General features: G+C 75.1%; 14 protein-coding genes and 2 pseudogenes. 8 read left to right on the forward strand and 8 right to left on the reverse strand.

The genetic code is table 11. The features are described from left to right. Nucleotides 1-782 precede the first annotated feature (782 nt). Entirely contained in the window at nt 783-1820 is a 1038-nt protein-coding gene (locus AB0M27_RS25760; RefSeq protein ID WP_365724493.1) for a lactonase family protein, read from the forward strand. A gap of 98 nt (nt 1821-1918) precedes the next feature. Here the strand turns inward: AB0M27_RS25760 and AB0M27_RS25765 are convergent, their stop codons facing one another. The 4 genes from AB0M27_RS25765 to AB0M27_RS25780 form a co-directional block, all read right to left on the reverse strand. Next, a complete protein-coding gene (locus AB0M27_RS25765; RefSeq protein WP_365724495.1) occupies nt 1919-2845 on the reverse strand; it encodes a hypothetical protein in 927 nt (308 codons plus the stop codon). A 189-nt stretch (nt 2846-3034) separates the two neighbouring features. Continuing rightward, nucleotides 3035-4009, reverse strand: coding sequence for a BadF/BadG/BcrA/BcrD ATPase family protein (locus tag AB0M27_RS25770; RefSeq protein ID WP_365724497.1), 975 nt, complete (start codon nt 4007-4009; stop codon nt 3035-3037). Next, entirely contained in the window at nt 4006-4683 is a 678-nt protein-coding gene (locus AB0M27_RS25775) for a uracil-DNA glycosylase (RefSeq protein WP_365724499.1), read from the reverse strand. Before AB0M27_RS25775 ends, AB0M27_RS25770 begins: the two co-directional genes overlap by 4 nt. A 95-nt stretch (nt 4684-4778) precedes the next feature. Next, nucleotides 4779-5864, reverse strand: a complete 1086-nt coding sequence (locus tag AB0M27_RS25780; protein WP_365724501.1) for an exo-alpha-sialidase — start codon at nt 5862-5864, stop codon at nt 4779-4781. 288 nt (nt 5865-6152) lie between these two features. Here AB0M27_RS25780 and AB0M27_RS25785 point away from each other — a divergent pair, with 288 nt between their 5' ends. Both AB0M27_RS25785 and AB0M27_RS25790 read left to right on the forward strand, forming a co-directional pair. Then, entirely contained in the window at nt 6153-6743 is a 591-nt protein-coding gene (locus AB0M27_RS25785) for a hypothetical protein (protein WP_365724503.1), read from the forward strand. Between the two features lie 253 nt (nt 6744-6996). Next, nucleotides 6997-9066, forward strand: coding sequence for a protein kinase (locus AB0M27_RS25790; RefSeq protein WP_365724505.1), 2070 nt, complete (start codon nt 6997-6999; stop codon nt 9064-9066). Nucleotides 9067-9071: 5 nt separating this feature from the next. On the opposite strand, the gene AB0M27_RS25795 is transcribed toward AB0M27_RS25790, so the two are convergent. Together AB0M27_RS25795 and AB0M27_RS25800 are read right to left on the reverse strand one after the other, a co-directional pair. Continuing rightward, entirely contained in the window at nt 9072-11057 is a 1986-nt protein-coding gene (locus tag AB0M27_RS25795) for a HEAT repeat domain-containing protein (protein ID WP_365724507.1), read from the reverse strand. 167 nt (nt 11058-11224) lie between these two features. Further along, on the reverse strand, nt 11225-12904 hold the full coding sequence (locus AB0M27_RS25800; protein WP_365724509.1) for a DNA alkylation response protein: 1680 nt from the start codon (nt 12902-12904) through the stop codon (nt 11225-11227). Between the two features lie 71 nt (nt 12905-12975). On the opposite strand from AB0M27_RS25800, the gene AB0M27_RS25805 reads away from it, so the two are divergent. Then, the gene (locus AB0M27_RS25805) at nt 12976-13734 is read left to right on the forward strand and encodes a PaaX family transcriptional regulator C-terminal domain-containing protein (RefSeq protein WP_365724566.1); all 759 of its coding nucleotides are present in this window, start codon (nt 12976-12978) and stop codon (nt 13732-13734) included. 91 nt (nt 13735-13825) lie between these two features. Further along, nucleotides 13826-14140: a DUF6221 family protein gene (locus tag AB0M27_RS25810; RefSeq protein WP_365724568.1), complete on the forward strand. Its 315-nt coding sequence runs from the start codon at nt 13826-13828 to the stop codon at nt 14138-14140. Here the strand turns inward: AB0M27_RS25810 and AB0M27_RS25815 are convergent. Both AB0M27_RS25815 and AB0M27_RS25820 read right to left on the reverse strand, forming a co-directional pair. Next, nucleotides 14063-14311: a hypothetical protein gene (locus tag AB0M27_RS25815; RefSeq protein ID WP_365724573.1), complete on the reverse strand. Its 249-nt coding sequence runs from the start codon at nt 14309-14311 to the stop codon at nt 14063-14065. The two genes, AB0M27_RS25810 and AB0M27_RS25815, sit on opposite strands and share 78 nt — an antisense overlap. A gap of 50 nt (nt 14312-14361) precedes the next feature. Next, nucleotides 14362-14526, reverse strand: a pseudogene (locus AB0M27_RS25820) (IS200/IS605 family accessory protein TnpB-related protein); the annotation flags it as partial. Between the two features lie 2 nt (nt 14527-14528). Between AB0M27_RS25820 and AB0M27_RS25825 the strand changes: the two are divergent. The 3 genes and pseudogenes from AB0M27_RS25825 to AB0M27_RS25835 all read left to right on the forward strand — a co-directional run. Continuing rightward, a pseudogene (locus AB0M27_RS25825) lies at nt 14529-14815 on the forward strand (SGNH/GDSL hydrolase family protein); the annotation flags it as partial. A gap of 149 nt (nt 14816-14964) precedes the next feature. Continuing rightward, nucleotides 14965-15639, forward strand: a complete 675-nt coding sequence (locus AB0M27_RS25830) for a hypothetical protein (RefSeq protein ID WP_365724511.1) — start codon at nt 14965-14967, stop codon at nt 15637-15639. Nucleotides 15640-15647: 8 nt separating this feature from the next. Next, a complete protein-coding gene (locus AB0M27_RS25835; protein WP_365724513.1) occupies nt 15648-19982 on the forward strand; it encodes a cation-translocating P-type ATPase in 4335 nt (1444 codons plus the stop codon). Nucleotides 19983-20272 lie beyond the last annotated feature (290 nt).

Genomic DNA, 20272 nt, shown 5'->3' on the forward strand with positions numbered 1-20272 from the left:
GTCGGGCACGGTTTGGGGGGCGGAGCCGCTGGGTGCTGAGTCGGGCACGGTTTGGGGGGCGGAGCCGCTGGGTGCTGAGTCGGGCACGGTTTGGGGCGGAACCGCTGGGTGCTGAGCCGGGCACCGCTGGGTGCGGCTGACGAGACCTGAGCCTGGGGTGCCGGCGTTGCGGCTGGTGGGGCCGAGAGTCCGGGGCTGTCGGGGATGCGTCTCGTGCAGCCTGAGCCGGCCGCGCTCGAGGTCGCGATGCCGGCGCAAGGGACGTTGCGAGGCACCGACACAGGCCGCGAGCCACCGACACGGGCTGCGAGGCACCGACACCGGCCGAGAGGCACGGGCGTGGGCCCGCCGGGCATGGGTGGGCCCGCAAGGCACGGACACCGGCCCGAGGCAACGACACCTGGCGGCCGGGCGGCAATGACACGGTGCCGCGAGGCACTCATGGGCTCCGCGGCCGTCTCCCGGACCGTACGGCCATCAGGTCACCGCCGTAGAAAGGCGTGTACCCGGCGGTCCTCAGGTCGTCGACGATGGCACGGAGCCTGTCGGCCTGCTGAGGGCGGTACACGTTGGCCAGGATGGCGGCCATGGTCTCGTTGCTGCGGGCGAAGGCGCCCTCCTCCTGGTAGCTGCGCCGGACTGCGGACGCGCAAGGTGCGGGAGGACAGGCCCCGGCCTCCGTGAGGAAAAGAACCGCCGACAACCCGCGCCCCTTGGTCTAGACCGCGGTTGATCGGCTGCTACCGTCGGCCCCGGACGGGCTCGACCGAGAGGGGACAGCGGTGGCACAGGACGGCAGGGCCGGCAGGCGCCGGGCCTTCATCGGCTCGTTCACGGCAGCGGGCGGCCCCGGCCTCGTCACCGCCGAGGTCGCGCCGGAGGACGGCCGTCTCCTCCTCGGTACCGTGGTCAACGACTTACCCGACCCGTCCTACCTGCTCCTTTCACCGGACGGGGCCACGCTGTACACCGTCAGCGAGACGGCCGAGGGCGCCGTCGCCGCCTACCGCGTGAACGGCGGCCGTCCGCAACCCGCCGGGCCGCCCGTGCGGGTCGACGGCAGCGGACCGACCCACCTCGGCCTGTACGCCGGGCATGTGCTGACCGCCAACTACGGCTGCGGGAGCGTCACCGCCGTACCCGTACGTCCGGACGGCTCTCTCGCCGCCAAGCCCTCCGGGCGGCTCCAGCACACCGGTTCCGGTCCGCACGACCGGCGCCAGCGCGGTCCGCACGCCCACCAGGTGCAGCCCGACCCGAGCGGCCGGTGGGCGGTCAGTGTCGACCTCGGTACGGACTCGGTGCGGATCTGCACCCTCGAGGACGGCGCGCCCGCCCTGCACGGCGAGTTCGCCCTGCGCCCCGGCTCCGGCCCCCGCCATCTGGCCTTCCACCCGGACGGCGGGCACGCCTACGTCGTCAACGAACTCACTCCCACCGTCACCGTGTGCCGCTGGGACGCCGCGGCCGCCTCGCTCAGGCCGCTGGCTGAAGTCCCCGTGCTGCCCGGCGCCCCGGCCGGTGACGCCTATCCGTCCGGGATCGTGGTGTCGCCCGACGGCCGTTTCGTGTGGACCGCGACCCGCGGCGAGGACGTGCTGTCGATCCTCGCCGTCGAAGGCGAGTCGCTCCGGCTGGTCGGCACGGTGCCGTGCGGCGGGCACTGGCCGCGCGCGCTCGCCGAGCACGACGGCTTCCTCTACGCGGCCAACGAGCGCTCCGGCGACGTGACGTGGTTCGCGGTGGACGAGGCGACGGGGCTGCCCCGCTACGAGGGCTCCGTGCCGGTCCCCGCGGCCTCCTGCGTCGTCTTCGGCTGAGCCCCGCGGGGGACGGGCGTCCCGACAGGGCAAAGGGCCCGCTCCGGGGTGAGGAGCGGGCCCTGTGTCGTACGGGTGCCGTGCGGTGCCGGCGCGGGTCAGCGGACCGGCATGCCCTGCGGCTGCTGCGGGGCGATGCCCAGCGCCGTCGTGTACTTGGCGAGGGCGAGCTTGCCGATCGCCGGGTACGCGCCGAGCGCCTCGGCCGTGGCGCAGCCCGCCTCCTCGGCGGCCGCCGCCAGCAACGCCGGGTCGATTTCCGGGCCGATCAGGTACGGCGCCAGGGCCAGCTGCTGCGAGCCAGAGGAACGCAGCTGCTCGGCGACGGAGGAGATCGAGCCCTCCTGGTCCAGGGCCGCCGCCATCACCGGCACGGCGAGGCGCGCGGCGAGCAGCATGCCGGTGATCCCGGCCGCCTGCACGGCCTCCTCGCCGCCCACGGACGCCAGAATGATGCCGTCCGCGGCAGTGGCCACCGTGAACAGGCGCGCGCGGTCGGCGCGAGCCAGCCCCGCCTCGGACAGCCGCACGTGCAGCGCCTCGGCGAGCAGCGGGTGCGGGCCGAGGACGTCGGTGAGATCGGCGGCGACCCGGCTGTCCATCACGGACTGGCGGATCTGCCGCAGCAGCGAGCTGTCCGGACCGGCCAGCAGCGGGACGACGACGGCGACCGGGCCGTCGGGCTCCTTGAGGCCTTCGACCCCGGCGGCGACGGCCTGCTCGTAACGGGCCGTGCGCTCCTCGGCCGCGCGCACGAGCACGGAGCGGAGCGTGGGGAACTCTGCGTCGTCCCCGTCCAGGTATCCGATCCGGGCGTCCAGGCCGGGCAGCTCGGCGCGGGCGATGCTCACGACCTCCTCGGCGAGGGCGCGCGTGGCGGCGCTGGGCGCACCGGGCACCGCGAGGGCGAGCGCGGGCGCACCCTCGGGAGCCACCAGCGGTTCCGGTCGGCGGTGCCGTCCGGGCTGGCGGGGTCGCGGCATTCGTACTGGCAGGCCGGACTCGGGCCCAGTGGGGGTGCTCATGGCGCCGCATGTTACTGGCTTCCTGGGTTACTCCGTTCGGGGAGGGTGCAGGTGAGCGGTATCCGTCCGGTTTTGTCTGATGAGTTACGTGCCGGGGACACGTGTTGCGGGCACGTGCCGGGAACATGGGCTGACATAGCGGTGGCAAGGGGGAACAATCCGCTTTTGCGAGGACTTCGATCGAGGGCCTCAACCGCCTTCCGCGGGGACCACGTAGAACATGGTCGGTTCACCCGGCAGGGTGAGCCGACCGGCAGCCAGGTCGCCCGCGATCCGTACCGAGCCGTGCAGGGGATCGCCCTCGGCGGGCACCTGCCGGGCGTGCGGCAGCCTGCGCGCCAACTCCTCCCGCAGGGATGCGAGCAGGGGCTCGTCCAGCCGGAAAAGGCCGCCGGTGAGCGCCACTTGAGGCGTGCCGTCCGCCGGGCACACCGCCGCGACGGACTCGGCCATGTGCCGGGCCGCCGCGCGCAGGATGTCCGCGGCGACCGGGTCGTGCGGGGCGCACGCGGCCACCCGGGGTGCGAAGGAGGCCAGTACGGCGGGCCGGTCGGAGCGCGCGTACAGCTGCCCCGGCAGCCCACGCACCGGCCCGAACTGTTCCTCCGCGCAGGCCAGCAGCGGTGCGGAGCCGCCGTCCCGGCCGTCGTGGGCGCGCAGCGCCGCCTCCAGGCCGGCCCGCCCGATCCAGGCGCCGCTGCCGCAGTCACCGAGCAGATGACCCCAGCCGTCGGCCCGGCGCCAGGCGTTCAGATCGGTGCCGACCGCGATCAGCCCGGTGCCCGCGGCGAGCACCGCGCCCGGACGCGGCCCGAGGGCGCCGACGTAGGCGGTGACGGCGTCGGCGGCCAGCGCCACCCGCCGTACACCCAGCTCGCGGGCCAGGGCGTCCGGTAGTTCGGCCCGCAGGGCGTCCCCCAGGGTGGCGAACCCGGCGGCGCCGACGACGGCCGTGTCCAGCCCGTCCACGGCGGCCTCGGCGGCGGACGCACGGGCCAGCGGGACGAGTTGGGCCATCAGATGGGCGGGCTCGATACCCCGCGCACCCGTGCGTACCGGCTCCCGCGACTCCCGCTGCGCGGCGGGCGCCCGGCCCGGCACGCCGACGGCGACCCGGAGACCGGAGCCTCCGGAGTCCACCGCGAGATAACCGGGGACGGTCACGCCAGTCGCCAGTCCACCGGCTGTCCGCCCTGCTGGAGCAGCAGGTCGTTGGCCCGGCTGAACGGACGCGAGCCGAAGAACCCGCGGTCGGCCGACATCGGCGACGGATGCGCGGACTCCACCGCCGGCAGACTGCCCAGCAACGGACGCAGATTACGGGCGTCCCGGCCCCACAGGATGGACACCAGCGGCTTCCCGCGCGCTGCCAGGGCCCGGATCGCCTGCTCGGTGACCTCCTCCCAGCCCTTGCCGCGGTGGGCGCCCGGGTTGCGCGGAGCCGTCGTCAGCGCCCTGTTGAGCAGCAGAACGCCCTGCTGGGTCCACGGCGTGAGATCGCCGTTGGACGGCTGGGGCAGGCCGAGGTCGGTGTTCAGCTCGCGGAAGATGTTGATCAGGCTGGGCGGCAGCGGTCGCACCTCGGGTGCGACCGAGAACGACAGGCCCACCGCGTGCCCCGGGGTCGGATACGGGTCCTGACCGACGATCAGGACCCGTACGTCGTCGAAGGGCTGTTGGAAGGCCCGCAGGACGTTGGGTCCGGCCGGGAGGTAGGTGCGTCCCGCGGCGATCTCCGCGCGCAGGAAGTCGCCCATCTCGGCGATCCGTCCGGCGACGGGTTCCAGGGCCTTCGCCCAGGCCGGTTCGACGATTTCATGCAAGGGTCGTGGTGCCACGGGCGTCACCCTACTGCCGTACTCGGCCCGGTGATCAACCGATGGCCGAAGCCCGGCGGTGACGCACACACCCCCCTGCGGCCCGCCCGCCTGCCTCAGCCGATCACCGCCGCCCGCACGCACAGCACGTCCGGCAGATGCGCCGCCAGCTGCTGCCAGCTGTCGCCGTCGTCGGCCGAGGCGAACACCTCGCCGTTGCGGTTGCCGAAGTAGACACCCGCCGGGTCGGCGTCGTCGGTGCACAGGGCGTCCCGCAGCACCGTGCCGTAGTGATCCTCGTCCGGCAGACCTTTGGACAGCGGTTCCCAGGTCCGCCCCGCGTCCGCGGTGCGGAAGACCCGGCAGCGGTGCTCGGCGGGCACCCGGTCCGCGTCGGCGGTGATCGGGAAGACGTACGCCGTGTCGGCCCGGCGCGGGTGGGTGGCCACCGCGAAGCCGAACGTGGACGGGAGTTCCGCGCCGATGTCCGTCCAGTGCGCGCCCGCGTCGTCGCTTCTGTACACCCCCCAGTGGTTCTGCAGGTACAGCCGGTCCGGGTCGCCCGCGTCCTTGGCGATCTTGTGCACGCACTGGCCGAACTCCGGGTTCGGATCCGGCAGGAACACGGCGGACACACCGGAGTTGGACGGCGCCCAGCTCGCACCGCCGTCGGTGGAGCGGAACACGCCGGCCGTCGACACGGCGACGGTCACCGCCTTGGGGTCGCGGGCGTCGGTGACCACCGTGTGCAGGCCCTCACCGCCACCGCCCGGCACCCATCGCGAGCGCGTCGGATGCTCCCACAGCGGCCGGACCAGCTCGAAGCTCTCGCCGCGGTCCTCCGAGCGGTACAGCGCCGCCGGTTCCGTGCCCGCGTACACCACGCCGGGCTCGGCGGCGGCCGGGTGCAGCTGCCAGACGCGCTCCAGGGAAGCGCCGGTGTCCTTGGGGAACTTGACGGCCGGCTGCGGCGGTTCGGTCCAGGTGCGGCCCAGGTCGTCGGAGTGGAAGACCGACGGGCCCCAGTGCGCGCTGTCGCCGCCCGCCAGCAGCCGCGGCCGCCCCTCCCGGGTGTCGATCGCGACCGAGTAGACCGCCTGCGCGTTGAAATACGGACTGTCGTCGAACTCCCAGGTGCCGCCCCTGCGCCGCCCGATGAACAGGCCTTTGCGGGTGCCCACCGCCAGCAGTACCTCGGTCATGCCGATCACCTCCGGGACGTCTTCGTCCAGGTAGTCGTGAGACAGGTAGTCGTCGGTTATCGGCCAGTCTGCACCCCACCACTGACAGTCTCCCCCGATGTGCACGTTCTCGCAGGTCACGGCGGTGTCGTCGACCGGTGACGAGGACCGGCCCGGGCCCGTTGCGGCATGCGCCTGCGCAAGAGGGGCGTCTCGTGCGACCGTCGGGGAGACGGCTCGTCGTGAGCAACGGAGCGATCTCCTGCGTATGGGAGGGCGGTCCGGCCGGTCGGTGCGCTCGTGAGGAGGATGCCTTTGAAGGCGTTCCGTGGTCCGAAGGTGTGGCTGTGGCGCTGGCGGCGCAACCCGCTCAAACGCCGGGCCGATGTGGTGGAGGCCTGGGTGGTGCTCGGCGCCTGGCTGCTGACGTTCCTGGCGGGGGTCTCGGCCGGTCTCGTGGCGGCCGGGACGGTGGAGCACGGACTCGCGAAGGAGCGGGCGGACTGGCGTCCCGTCGTGGCCCACGTCGTGGCACGGGCCCCGGGAACCTCCCCCGTGCACCGCCATGCCACCGCCGGGGAACGCGTCTGGGCCAAGGTGGGCTGGACCGTGGCCGGCGGCTCCGCCCACACCGGTCAGGTCCGGGTGGAGCCCGGCAGCAAGGCCGGCACACCGGTCACGGTCTGGACCGATCCACAGGGCCGGCTCGCCAGCCGCCCGGCCTCCGCCGCCGAGGCCGCCTTCCGGGGCACCCTGATCGGCTGCCTGGTGGGCGTGAGCGTGGCGGCCGTCCCCTTCGTCGGCGGCCTCGCCCTGCGCAGCCGTCTGGAACGCCGCCGCATGCACGCCTGGGACACGGAGTGGGCACGGCTCGGACCGCAGTGGGGACGGATGGTCTGACCCGCGGCCCGCGGCCTCGGATCCCGTCCGGAAGGGCGTCGGCGCCGCCTGCCGCCTCGGGTCCCCATCCGGCCGACGTCTCCTGTGTGGCCGTTAGTTCCCGTGCGGATTCGGCGCATTGTCACGATCGGGTGACGTTGCCCGAACCGAGGCAACCTCACAGGTTCTTCACCAGTCACACACGCGCAAGTCACGGCTTCCGGCCGGCCATGGCCCGAGGTCGCTGCCCACCGCGCCAAGGAACGGAAACACTGTGAGCACTGCCGGCTCTCCGGGACGTGTCCGGCCCGCCCACCCGGGCGACCCGTCCCGTATCGGCCCGTATCGGATCATCGGCCGGCTCGGTGCCGGCGGCATGGGCACCGTGCACGCCGGTCTGACCGCCGACGGGCTGCGGGTCGCGGTCAAGGTGATCCATCCCGCGCAGGCCGAAGACCCGGAGTTCCGGGCCCGGTTCCGGCGCGAGGTGCAGCTGTCCGCCCGGGTGCAGGGCCCCTGCCTCGTGCCTCTTCTCGCGGCCGACCCCGAGGCCAACGCGCCCTGGCTGGCGACCGTCTATGCCCCCGGCCCCACCCTCAACGAGTACCTGGCCGACCACCGCCCCCTCACCGGCGGAACCCTGTACGCCTTCGCGACCGGCACCGCACAGGCGCTGGCCGCCATCCACGCGGCCGGTGTCGTGCACCGCGACGTGAAGCCGCAGAACGTCATCCTCGCCCCGGGCGGCCCGCGGGTCCTGGACTTCGGCATAGCCCGCGCCGCGGACGGCACCAGTGTGACCCGCACCGGGGTGATGACCGGCACGCCCGGCTGGATCAGCCCCGAGTACTACCGCACCAGCACCGCGGGGCCCGAGGGCGATCTGTTCGCCTGGGGAGCGCTCGTCGCCTACGCGGCCACCGGGCGGCTCCCGTTCGGCGCCGGCGCCCCGGACGCCGTCGCGTTCCGGGTCATGTCCGGTGAGCCCGACCTGGACGGCGTCCCTCAGGCGCTGCTCGGCCTCGTGCGGAAGGCCCTCGCGAAGGAACCCGCCGAGCGGCCGTCCGCCGCCTTTGCGGCGGAGGAGTGCGCCCGGCTCCTCGCGGGCCAGGCCACCCAGGTTCTCCACGGGGCAGCCGCGGCGGAGCCCACCAGGGTCGGCGAACTGGTCACGGCCCAGTGGCACATACCCGCCCCGGACGATCCGACCTGGCACGCTCCGGTGCCCCCGTCCCGTAGGCGCACCCTGCTCGCCGTCCTCGCCGCAGCGGCGGTGCTGGGCGCGGCCGTGGGCGGGGTCCTCGCGGTGCGCCCCGGCGGGCACGGCGACGGGGACGGCAAGGCCGCCGCGGGCCGCGCCATCGCGGGCCCGGCCGGCGCCTCCACCGCTCCGCCGGCGGACGCCACCGCGTTCGGCGCCACCCCCACCGGGACCCCGGAAGAGGCCAGGGAGTCGCCGTCCGACCCGCGCCGGATCCCGGTCCCGGTGGATCCGCTGGCCGGGGTGGCCGACCCCGCCTTCACCCGCGCCGGCGACGAGTCCGAGCCGACGTCCGACGAGTGGCGGGCCAGCGCCGTCGCGAGCACCGCGCAGGAGCGGGCCGTCGACCGGACGGTCCGGGCCGAGCTGACGTCCATGCTAGCGACCAAGGACATGGACTTCATGACGCCCACGGTCACCTTCGACAAGCGGGCCCAGACCGTCATGGTGACGGGCGGCCCGGTCTCCCAGATTCCGCCCGAGGACCAGCAAGTCTTCGTCCGGGCCGGGGAGATGGCCGCCTGCACCGCCCTCGCCCGCCGGCTGAAGGACGATCCGACCGCGTGGGCCTACGGCCGTTTCGCCGTCGCGTGGAGGGACTACGACGGCGACCCCGAGGCGGAGATCCTCGGTTTCGGTGAGGCCACCGACGGGTGCTTCCACCGGATCGCCGGGCAGTGGCAGGGCGGCGAGGAGGGCATCGCTACCGCCGGGATCCCGAGCAGCGACAAGGCCGAGATACGTGTCGCCGACGCCACCGACAAGGCCATCACGGCCGAGTGGAACTCCCGGATCGCCGAGGGCAACGGACTCGCGCCCTTCGGCAACGCCGACCCCATCAACCTCGGCTTCGACCCGGCGGAGAAGGCCGCCTATGTGTGGGCGCGGGACACCGACGCGGTCCTCGTGGGCCGGGCCCAGCGGGCCGACTTCCAGGACGCGGTGTCCAGGACCGTCTGCCCGAAGCTGATGGCCGAGTACCGGCGCAACCCCGCCTGGAACTACACCCGCTGGAGCGTCGCCGTCTACGAGGCGAACAGCCGCGTCCCCGAATTCATCGGCTCGGGCGAGTGCCCGCAGTGACACCCCTACACCGTCGCCAGCACCTCCCGGCACGCGCCCAGCAGATCCTCGTCCTCCGGTATGCCCTGCCCGCCGCCTCCGGCCACATGGGCCAAGTGGCGGCGTGGGGCGGCCAGTTCCTCGGCCGCCAGGTTCCGTAACGGCACGGCGGCCGGACCCATCGCGGTCAGGCACCGGGCGATCGGACGGCGGGTGTGCGGGTCCTGCGCCCAGGCCTCCCGGAACACCGGCAGAACCGGCTCCGGATCGGCGTCGATGCGCCACAGCGCGCACGCGGCCGACACCCGCTCCCTCGCGAGCCGCGACCGGGCCATGCGGCGCAGCGCGGGCAGCGCGGCGTGCCCGGCCGGACCGAGACGGCCGAGCTGGACGGCGGCCAGGTGCCGGCCGGCCGGATCACCCTGGGTCAACTCCCGCAGCAGTACGGGAAGTACGACGGAGGCGTCCTGCTGCGCCGACCAGAGCGCACCGGCCGCGGCGGCGGCATGCCGGGTGCCCAGGAGCGCGCGAAGGGCCGGTACCGCCCGTGCGGTGGCGCCCAGCGCATCCAGCGTTTCGATGACCTGGCCGGTGACCGCGTCGTCCCGCGCCCCCGGTCCGCCGCGAGCACCCGACAGCAGCCGCAGCACCTCCGGAACGGCGTCCTCGTCCCCGAGGGCGCCGACCGCCGCCAGCAGCGGGACGGCGAGCCGGGCGGTGGCGGGGGAGGCCGGCGGAATCCGGCCGAGCCGGTGCCGCACCGCGGGCGCGAGCGGGACCGCGGCGGCACCCAGGTGGGCCAGCGCGAACCCCAGGTCCACCGGTGCGGCCGGGCCGGCCAGCAGATGGGCCAGGGCCGGGACCGCGCGCGGATCGCCGCTCCTGGCCAGCGCCTTGAGCGGACCGCCCAGCGTCCAGGAGCCGCGCTCCACGCGGTGCGTCCACAGGTCGGGCCGGGCATGCACGAGGGCGTGCAGGTCGTCCGCGGCGGGCGCGGTCAGCTCGAACAGCTCCGCCAGCACGGCGACCGCCGCGTCCCGCAACCAGTTCTGTCCCGAGCCCAGTTGGGCGCCGAGCAGCCGGACCGTGCGGCCGTGGTCGGCGCGCCAGCCGCGCAGCAGCGCCGCCGCCATCCAGACGCCATGGCACCGGTCCACCGGGTTCGGACCGGTCAACTGCCCGCCGAGGAGCGCGATCCGGTCGTCCAGGCGGTCGCCCAGCGCGGCGTGCAGGGTGCACAGCAGCCGGGAGCCCTCCTCGTCGGACGGGCGCAGCCGCCGTATGCGCCCGACGAGGGAGTCGGCAGCGCCGGGCTCGGTGCTCCGGGCGTGGTGCGCGGAGCGTTCCCGCTGCAGCCGGACCGCCGTCGGCACCAGATCGGCGGGCAGCCGGGCGGGCGCGACCAGCGCCAGCTGACCGAGTGCGGCGAGCCGCAGCCCCGGGGCGTACGGCGGCGCGCTCTGCTCGGCGAGGAGGTCCACCGCGGCGTCGGCGTGCGCGGGGTACCGGCGGACGAACAGGGCGAGCGCCTCCGGAAGGGCGAGCAGGACCCTGTCGTCCCGCTCGGCCCGCAGCCGCTGCCGTAACAGATCCAGGACTTGGGCCGGCGCCGGCAGGAAGTGCACGAGGGCCGAGGCTGTCGCCCGGCGCACCGCGGGGTCCGGGTCCCCGACGAGCCGGACGAACACCTCGGCGCCCGCGCACACGGCCTCCCGCGCGCGCGGGTCCCCGTCCGCGCTCTCCGCTCCGATGCCGACCAGCAGTTCCACGATGCCGCCCCGGTCCGGCACCTCCTCGCGGGCCACGAGCGAGAGCAGGAACGGGACGCAGGCCAGCGTCGAGTCGTACACACACCCCTGGTGGTGCAGCGCGCCGTACATCCCGTCGAGCGCGGTCGCCCGCTCGGCGGTGTCCGCGGACGCCAGCGCCCGTAACCAGCCGGGCATGTCCTCCGCGCTGCCGTGCGCGTGCCGCAGCGAGGCCCAGTCGACCTCGTCGATCCCCGTGAACACGTTGTCCTCCCGAGACGAGTGCCACCTGATCGCGAGTGTGCACCACGGCACTGACAACGGTCCGGAGTTGTGCGCTGACTGTGTGCGATCCGTCGGCTGTCACCGGCCAGGCCGCAAACCGCCCGGCCCGCCCGCTGAGAGGAGCGCCGACGCCTGGTGGGAGGGGGTCACTTCAGGCCGGGCAGGGCCCGCTCAAGGATCGTGTCGAGGTCGGTCCCGGAGGGCAGCGTGCCGAACGCGTGCCCCCAGTCGCCGCCCAGCCGGCTCGCGCAGAAGGCGTCCGCCACCGGGTGCGGGGCATGCCGTACCAGCAGGGAGGCCTGGAGGGCGAGCGCCATCCGCTCGACCAGACGGCGGGCGCCCACCTGGTCCGTTTCGGCCAACTGGTCCTTCAGCGCGGCCACCGCCGTGTCCAGGCGGGCGTCCGCCCCGCGGGCGAGGGCGAATTCGGCGAACAGGGCCTCGGCGGTGTCCGGTTCGCGGCCGAGGGCGCGCAGCACGTCGAGCGCGTTGACGTTGCCCGAGCCCTCCCAGATCGACAGCAGCGGAGCCTCCCGGTAGTGCCGCGGCATGCCGGAGTCCTCGACATAGCCGTTGCCGCCCAGGCACTCCAGGGCCTCGGCGGTGAACGCCGGGCCCCGCTTGGTTACCCAGTACTTGCCGACGGCGGTGGCGATCCGCCGGAAGTCCCGCTCCCCGGCGTCCCCGCGCACCGCGCGGTCGGCCGCGCCGGCCAGCCGCAGCGTGAGCGTCGTCGCCGCCTCCGACTCCAGCGCCAGGTCGGCCAGGACGTTGCGCATCAGAGGCTGCTCGATCAGCCGGGCGCCGAACGCGCTGCGGTGCCGGGCGTGATGCCCCGCCTCGGCCAGCGTCTTGCGCATCAGGGTCGCCGAGGACATCACACAGTCCAGCCGGGTGCAGTTGACCATCTCGATGATGGTCTTCACCCCGCGCCCCTCCGGCCCGACCAGCCAGGCCACCGTCCGGTCGAACTCCGGCTCCGAGGACGCGTTGGAGCGGTTGCCCAGCTTGTCCTTCAGTCGCTGGATGCGGAAGGTGTTGCGACTGCCGTCCGGCAGCACGCGCGGCACCAGGAAGCACGACAGCCCGCCCGGGGCCTGCGCCAGCACGAGGAACACGTCGCACATCGGCGCCGACGTGAACCACTTGTGCCCGCGCAGCGTGTACACACCGGGCTCCCCGGTGGGTGTGGCCACGGTGGTGTTCGTCCGGACGTCCGACCCGCCCTGCTTCTCGGTCATGCCCATGCCCGCGAGCAGCCCCGGCTTCTCGGTCGGTATGCGCAGCTCCGGGTCGTACTCCCGACTGGTGAGCAGCGGTTCGTAGACCTTGGCCAGATCCGGCTGTGCGCGCAGCGCGGGCACGGCGGCGTACGTCATCGACGTCGGACAGCCGTGCCCGGCCTCTGTGTGCCCCCACACCAGCCCGCCCGCGGTGCGGACCACATGGGCGCCGGGCCGCTCGTCCGCCCAGGGTGCGCCGGCCAGGCCCTCGGCGACCGCCGTGCGCATCAGGTGGTGCCAGCTGGGATGGAACTCCACCTCGTCGACCCGGTGGCCGTAGCGGTCGTGGGTGCGCAGGACCGGCTCGTGCCGGTTCGCCAGCTCGCCCCACTCCTGCGCCTCGGCGCTGCCGGCACGCGCCCCCAGGCGCCGGATGTCGTCCTCGGCCCACCCGGCACCCTCCCGACGCAGCCCCTCCAGCAGGGCGACGTCGTCGGAAGCGTCGTACGGGGCCAAGGGCGGGGCCTGGTTGGTGACCTCGTGCGTGGCGTACTGCGGCTGGGGCTGCGGCTGCGCAGGCGACTGCGCGGGAATCGAGACCATAGGAGCATGTTGCACTCTCCCTGCGGTCGTATCAATACTGCAACAAGGAGGTGGACGTACAGTACGTGCCCATGCGCATGAACGTCTCGCCCGAGTCGGAGGAGTCAGGGCTGCGGCCGCTGTCCGCGCGGTCGGTCGTGCTGAGCCTGCTCCTCGGCGCGCACCCGGCCGAGCTGCCGGTGAGGGACCTGGTGCGGCTGGTGGAGCCCTTCGGCGTAGGCGGCTCCACGCTGAGGGCCGCGCTGAGCCGGATGGTGACCGCAGGGGACCTGCGCCGTACCGACGCCGTCTACCGGCTCAGCGACCGGCTGCTGGCGCGCCAGCGGCGTCAGGACGAGGCGCTGATGCCCGGCACGCGCGCGTGGGACGGCGACTGGGAGATGGTGGTCATCACGGCGACCGGCCGCGGCCCCGCCGAACGCGCCGATCTGCGCGCCCGGTTGGCCGCGCTGCGCCTGGCGGAACTCCGCGAGGGCGTATGGCTGCGCCCGGCCAACCTCGACCGTGCCCTGCCGGACACGCTGGGCTCCGTCGCCCAGACGTACACCGCGCGACCCGACGAGCCCGCGCACGACCTGGTCGCCCGGCTCTGGCCGCTGGACGCCTGGGCGGCCACCGCGCGGACCCTGCTCGCCCACGCGGTGGCCGCCCGGACCCCGGCGGACCGCCTCACCGCCTACGCCGCGGCCGTACGCCTCCTGCTCACCGACCCCGTCCTGCCGCCCGGACTCCTGCCCGCCGACTGGCCCGGGGAGGCCCTGCGCGCGGCCTACGCCGGCTATCAGCGGGAGTTGGCCGCGTCGGTCGGGCGGAGAGAGCGCGCCGCATGACCGCCTCGGCCCTCGAACGGTTCCTGCGGGCCCGGTTCCAGCAGGAGGAACGGGTGGCCCGGGACGCGATCGCCGGTGCGCCCGGCGCCGCCTGGGGCGTCATGGCCGACGAGATCGAGCAGGTGCTCACGTCCTGGGACGGCAGGACCACGCACACGCCCATGGCGCAGTTCGGCGCCGAGGACCCGGTGAAGCTGCTCACCCATGTGGCCCGGACGATCCGGCCCGGGTGCTGCGCGAACTCGAAGCGAAACAGGCCCCGTTGGAGGAGCACCATACGTGGGAGGACGGCACGTGCCGCACCTGCTGCGAAGCGGAATGTCCCCGTTCACCGCGCACGACGTTGCGCCTGCTCGCCGTGCCCTACGCCGGCCATCCCGGATACGACGACTCCTGGCGCCCGTAGGCCGCCGGTCGCCGACCTCGACCCTGGGCGCGCCCCTGGGGCTGCCGTCAGGGAGCGCCGGCGGTCGCCGAGGATCACCTTGCGCTGCGCCGGGGCGAACCGGGCGCCGAACGCCTGGTAGCCGCGCATCGACACGCGCAGCCGGGAGTCGTCGAGCTGCTGGCCGCGCAAATGCCGTCGGGCAGGAACCGTTCCTGAAGACTGAGCATGAGTTGCACTGGCTCAGCCGTGTGTCCCGAACGGTGTCGGGCAGACTGGTCGCCCGCTTTCGCGCCGCGTCCGGGCGGCACGCATCGTGTGCGTGGTCCGGGGATGCGGGGGCGGGTTCCCTCACGCCCTGGGGCATCCGGTCCGGCCCGGGCGGTCCGATGCCCGTACCCATCGCTCGGGCATCCGGGTCTACGTCGCGACCCTCACGCCGTTCGGTGGCGACAGCCTGTACGACGACCCGGCGGGGGAGCGGGAGGCCTCCCGGCAGCGGGTGAACGCCTGGATCCGCACCCCTGGCCACTTCGACGCGGTGATCGACTTCGATCGTGCGGTACGCGACCCCGCGGCACCGGACCGGCTGCTGCCCGCCCTCCAGGTCGGCGACTGGTTGCACCTCGCGACCCCGAGGGCTACCGGGTCCTCGCCCGGGCCGTGCCCGAGGAGCTGTTCCGCGGCGGCCGCTGAGGCGTCCGGGGTGGGGCGCGCGCGGTGCGGTGGCGCGGGAGCGGGGCGAGGCGTTCCCTGGGAAGTGGGCACCCCGGGGAGGAAGGGGATGACCAGCGCGGTGGCGGGCACTCGGTGGGCACGCAAGGCGATCTCAGCGAAGGAGAGTCATGGCTGAGCAGAAGCCGTCGTCGGCCCTCACGGCGCCGCTGCGCGGCGCGGCCTCGGCACTGCGCAGGGTACCCGGCGCCGGGATGGTGGGCAGAGCGGCGGAGGAAACCCTGGAGAAAGTCGGTGCGGTCTCGCCCCGCGGGCGCCGCATCGCGGTGTACGCGGGGGCCGGCGTGCTCGGCGCCGCGGGCGTGGTCGAGTGGCCCGTGGCCCTCACCGGCGCGGCCGTGGCCTGGCTCACCCAGTCCCGGCCCAAGCATCCGGTGAGCGGCGGGAACGGGGCCGGGCAGAGTCCCGAGTCCGTTCATGACAGCGCGGCCCTCAGGTCCGGCCACGGTGGCAGGACCCGGGGCGCCCACCGCACGGGTGGGGCGAAGGCCGCCACGTACACCGAGGCTTCCGGCGGGACCTGGGATGCCGGCGCCGCCGAGGCCGGGATCGAGGCTGCCGGGGCCGCCGAGGCTTCCGGGGCCGCCGAGGCTTCCGGAGATAGCCGGACAGCCGGCACCACCGGGACACGCGGAATCAGCCGGACGGCCGGCGGCACGGGGACACCCGGCGGCACCAAGACCTCCGGCAGCGCTCGGAGCCCCCGCATCGCCGAGGACGCGGCGGGCAAGCCGTCCACCGGGCCGCTCGGTCCCACGACGCGGCCCGACCGCACCACGCTCTGAGGAGGGCCATGGCGCTCCGACTGCTGGCGGTGCCCTCGGCGGCCGTACGGCTGCTGCCCTCAGCACCGCGACTGCTGGCGCCGGCGGTCGGAGTGGCCGCCGGTGCCGCCGCTGGAACGGCGCGCGCCGGAGTGCGCGGCGCGGACGCCGCCGTACGGGTCGCGCGGGTCGCGCGCAACGCGCTGCCTGGCACCGGCGACCACTGGCGGGCCGGCGCCCGTGCCCACCTCGCCCTGCGGCCGGTGGAGCACGAGCACGTGCGCCGCGCGGGCGGCACGGCCCAACTGGCGTGCCGGGTGGCCGAGACGCTGGCCGAGCGGCCCGACGTGCTGGTCGCGTACTGGGACGAGGGACTCGCGCGTCTGGTGGTGACCGCGACCGAGGAGGAGGCCACCGACCGGATCGTGGACCACGCCGCCGAACTGGCCGAGGGGCACGGACTGTTCCTGGCCGCCGAGGACGTGGACGAGACCACGCATCCGGCCGACCCGGCCGGGGTGCGCGCGGCCGTGGCCGCGCTCGCCGCCGACACGGTGGGCATCGCCGTCGCGGTGACGGCGTACGCGCTGCGGCTGCCACCCTCGCCGCGCCTGGCGACCGCGGTGGTGACGCTGCTGCGGGAGAACCCCCGCTTTCGAGCCTGGCTGCGCGCCGGACTCGGGGACGCCCGCATGGATCTCCTGCTGGCCTGCGCGAACGCCACGGTCCACGGAGCCGGACAGACCCCCACCTCCCTCGTCCTCGACGGCGCCCTGCGGTCTTGCCAGGTGGCCGAGACGGTGGCGCGCGCCGCCGCCTTCGACGCGGTGCACGACCAGTTGTGCGCGCCCGGGCGGGTCAGTCTTCCGGCGGACGGCGCTCCGCGCCCGCCGCTGCGGGAGTCCCCGGCCCAGGAGTACGCCGAACACGCCTCCGCGGGCAGCGTGCTGGGCGCCGCGGCCACCCTGCTGGTCAAGCACGACGGCGCCGAGGCGGCGGAGGCGGTCCTCGCCGGCTCGCCGAAGGCCGCCCGCTACGGCCCCGCCGCCTTCCACGCGCTGCTGAGCGCCGCACTCGCCCGCAAGGGTGTCCTGGTCCGCGACCCGGACCGGCTGCGCCGGCTGGAGATGGCCGGCACCATCGTCCTGCACTCCAGCGCACTGTGCACCGACGAGGGCGAGGCCGACCCGTGGACCGAACCGGTGCTGGACGCGGCCCGCCGGGCCCGCCTGCGCGTGGTGCTCGTGGACGACCCCGCCCTGGAGGACTTCACCGGACTCGCCGACCAGGTCGTCGACGCACGCCGGCCGCTGGACGACGTCGTGTACCAGGCGCGCGGCGACGCCGGCGCGGTGCTCGCCGTCGCCCGGGTGCGCACGGCCGACGAGCACGACGTGCTGGCCGGGCTGCGCTGCGCCGACATCGCCCTCGCCCTCACCGACCGCGACGGCGCCGTGGTCTGGGGCGCGGACCTCCTCGCGCTGCACGGGCTGCCCGACGTGTGGCGGGTGCTGACCGCGATCCCGGCCGCCCGCACGGTCGGCGGGCATGCCCAGACCCTGGCCCGTTCCGGCGCCGCCCTCTCCGGGCTGCTCGTGGCCGTCGGCGAGTCGGGCGGCGGCCGCGGACGCCTCGCCGCGCTGCCGGGGCTGCGGCACGCCCCCGTCGACGCCGCCGCCGTGTCGGCCCTGCTCTCCGGGGGCCGGGCCGCGCTCGGCGTGGCGGCGGCCCGGCCCCCGCATCCGCACGCGCGCGTGCACTGGCACGAGCTGGACCCCGAGCAGGCCAAGGAGCGGCTGGAGCACGAACCGGCCGCCGAGGGCGGCGCGTTCGACACGCTGACCGCCCGCGTGCGCAAGGTCGCCGCCGGTGTCTCCGGGCACCCGGTCGCCGCACCCGCGCGCTGGTCCTACCGGCTCGGGCGCGCCGTACGCGGCGAACTCCACGACCCGCTCACCCCGGTCCTCGCGGTCGGCTCGGCGGCGTCAGCGCTCCTCGGCTCGGTCGTGGACGCCCTGCTCGTCGTCGGCGCCCTGGACCTGAACGCCCTGGTCGGCGGCATCCAGCGGCTGCGCGCCGAACGGGCGCTGTCCGGACTGCTCGCGGAGCAGCGGCAGAAGGCGCGCCTCGTCCCACCGGATACCGAGGCCCCGGCCGGCGGCACGCGCACCGTGGAGGCGGGCAAGCTGCGTCCGGGCGATGTGATCCAGATGAAGGGGGACGACGTGGTGCCCGCCGACGCCCGGCTGCTGTGGCAGGACGGTCTTGAGGTCGACGAGTCGGCCCTCACCGGCGAGTCCCTGCCGGTGGAGAAACAGACGGACCGCACCCCGCACGCCGCGGTCGCCGACCGGCGCTGCATGGTCTTCGAGGGTACGACCGTGGTGGCGGGCCAGGCCCGGGCCGTGGTGGTCGACATCGGTGACCAGACGGAGGCCGCCCGCGCCGTCCATCTGGCCGCGCGTACGCCCCCGGCCGGCGGCGTACAGGCACGGCTGCAGGAACTCACCCGCAAGGCACTGCCGTTGACCCTGGCGGGCGGCGCCGCGGTCACGGGCCTGGCGCTGGTGCGCGGCACCGCCATCCGGGAGGCGGTCAGCGGTGGGGTGGCGGTGGCCGTGGCGGCCGTACCGGAGGGCCTGCCGCTGGTGGCCACGGTCGCGCAGCTCGCCGCCGCCCGGCGGCTCAGCCGCGACGGTGTCCTCGTCCGCACCCCGCGCACCCTGGAGGCGCTGGGCCGCATGGACACCTTCTGCTTCGACAAGACCGGCACGCTCACCGAGAACCGGCTGCGCCTGGTGCGCACCTCCGACGCCGAGGGCACGGTGCGCCCGGTGGACGACGCCGGGTCGGCGGACACCGTCCGGGCGGCCGCCCGCGCCTGTCCGCGCGTCGACGGCGGTTCCGAGCGGCCGGTGCACGCCACCGACGAGGCCGTGCTGGCGGCCGCCGGACCCGACCCGGAGTGGACACAGCTCGCGGACCTGCCCTTCGAGGCGGCACGCGGATACGCCGCCGCCGTCGGCCGGAGCGGGGACGGGCCGCTCGTGCTGGTGGTCAAGGGCGCCCCGGAGACCGTGCTGCCCGCCTGCGCCGGTCTGCCGGAGCACGCCTCCGAGGCGGCGCAGGCGCTGGCGCGGGACGGCCTGAGGGTGCTGGCGGTGGCCGAACGGCGGCTCGGCGCGGGCGAGCAGGAGGAAGACGTCGTCGAACAGCCGTTGGGGGAGCTGGAGTTCATCGGGCTGCTGGCCCTGTCCGACGTACCGCGCGAGACCTCCACGGCGCTCGTGGCGGAGCTGCTCAGGGCGGGCGTACGACCGGTCATGCTCACCGGGGACCATCCGCAGACCGCGCGGGCCATCGCGGCCGAGCTGGGCTGGCCCGAGGACACCGTGGTGGTCACCGGCGACGAGCTGGCGGCGGCGGACCGGGCGGCCAGGGCCCGGATGCTGCGGGACGCCGGCGTGGTGGCGCGGGTGGCGCCCGAGCAGAAGCTCCAGGTCGTGGAGGCGCTGCGGGACGCGGGCCGGGTCGTCGGCATGGTCGGCGACGGCGCCAACGACGCCGCGGCGATCCGCGCCGCCGACATCGGCGTCGGGATCAGCGCGCGCGGTTCGGCCGCCGCGCGCAACGCCGCCGACATCGTCCTCACCGACGACGATCTGACGGTGCTGATCGACGCCGTCGGCGAGGGCCGGGCGCTGTGGCACAGCGTGGCCGACGCCATCGCCATCCTGATCGGCGGCAACGCGGGCGAGGTCTCCTTCGGCATCCTCGGCACGCTGCTGTCCGGCCGGGCACCGCTGTCCACCCGGCAGATGCTCATGGTGAACCTCTTCACCGACCTGTTCCCGTCGATGGCGGTGGCGGTGACCGAGAAGGAGGACGCGCCGGCACCGGCCCGCGGCCGATCGCCGGAGGTCGCCGAGCCCGGCACCGTACGTGCCCACAGCGGATCGCCGGAGGACGCCTCCGCCGTCCTGGGCGCGCCCCTGCTGCAGCAGATCCGGCACCGGGCGCTCACCACCTGCCTGGGCGCGGTGACGGCCTGGCTGGTCGGCCGCTTCACGCCTGGCTCCGCGCGTCGCTCCAGCACGATGGCGCTGTGCGGGGTGGTCGGCACCCAGCTCGCTCAGACGTGGCTGGACCGGCGCGGGAGCCGCCTGGTGCAGATCACCTGCCTGGGTTCCGCCGTGGCGCTGGTCGCGGCGGTGCAGATCCCGGTCGCCAGCCACGCCGTCGGGTGCACCCCGCTCGGCCCGGTCGCCTGGACCGGCGTCCTGGCGGCGATCACCCTGGCCCTCGCGGGACAGCGGGTACTGCCCCGCCTGGAGGAGACGATCGGCCGCCTGCTGCCGGACTGACCGCCGGGCGGCGGCCCTTGGATCGGCCGGTGATAGGGGGCGTGGTCGGATCGGCCGGTGGTGGGGCAGCGGTGGGATCGGCTGATGGTGGGCGGCAGCCGGGGTCGGACCGGCTGGTGGTGGCGGGTGGCCGCACTGGACCGGCCCGGTGGCGAGCGGCGGTGCTGAGGCTGGCCGGTGGTGGTGCGTGGGTGTGGTCGGACCGGCTGGTGGTGGCGGGTGGCCGCACTGGACCGGCCCGGTGGCGAGCGGCGGTGCTGAGGCTGGCCGGTGGTGGTGCGTGGGTGTGG

Source organism: Streptomyces sp. NPDC052107, assembly GCF_040680215.1.
GTDB lineage: Bacteria > Actinomycetota > Actinomycetes > Streptomycetales > Streptomycetaceae > Streptomyces.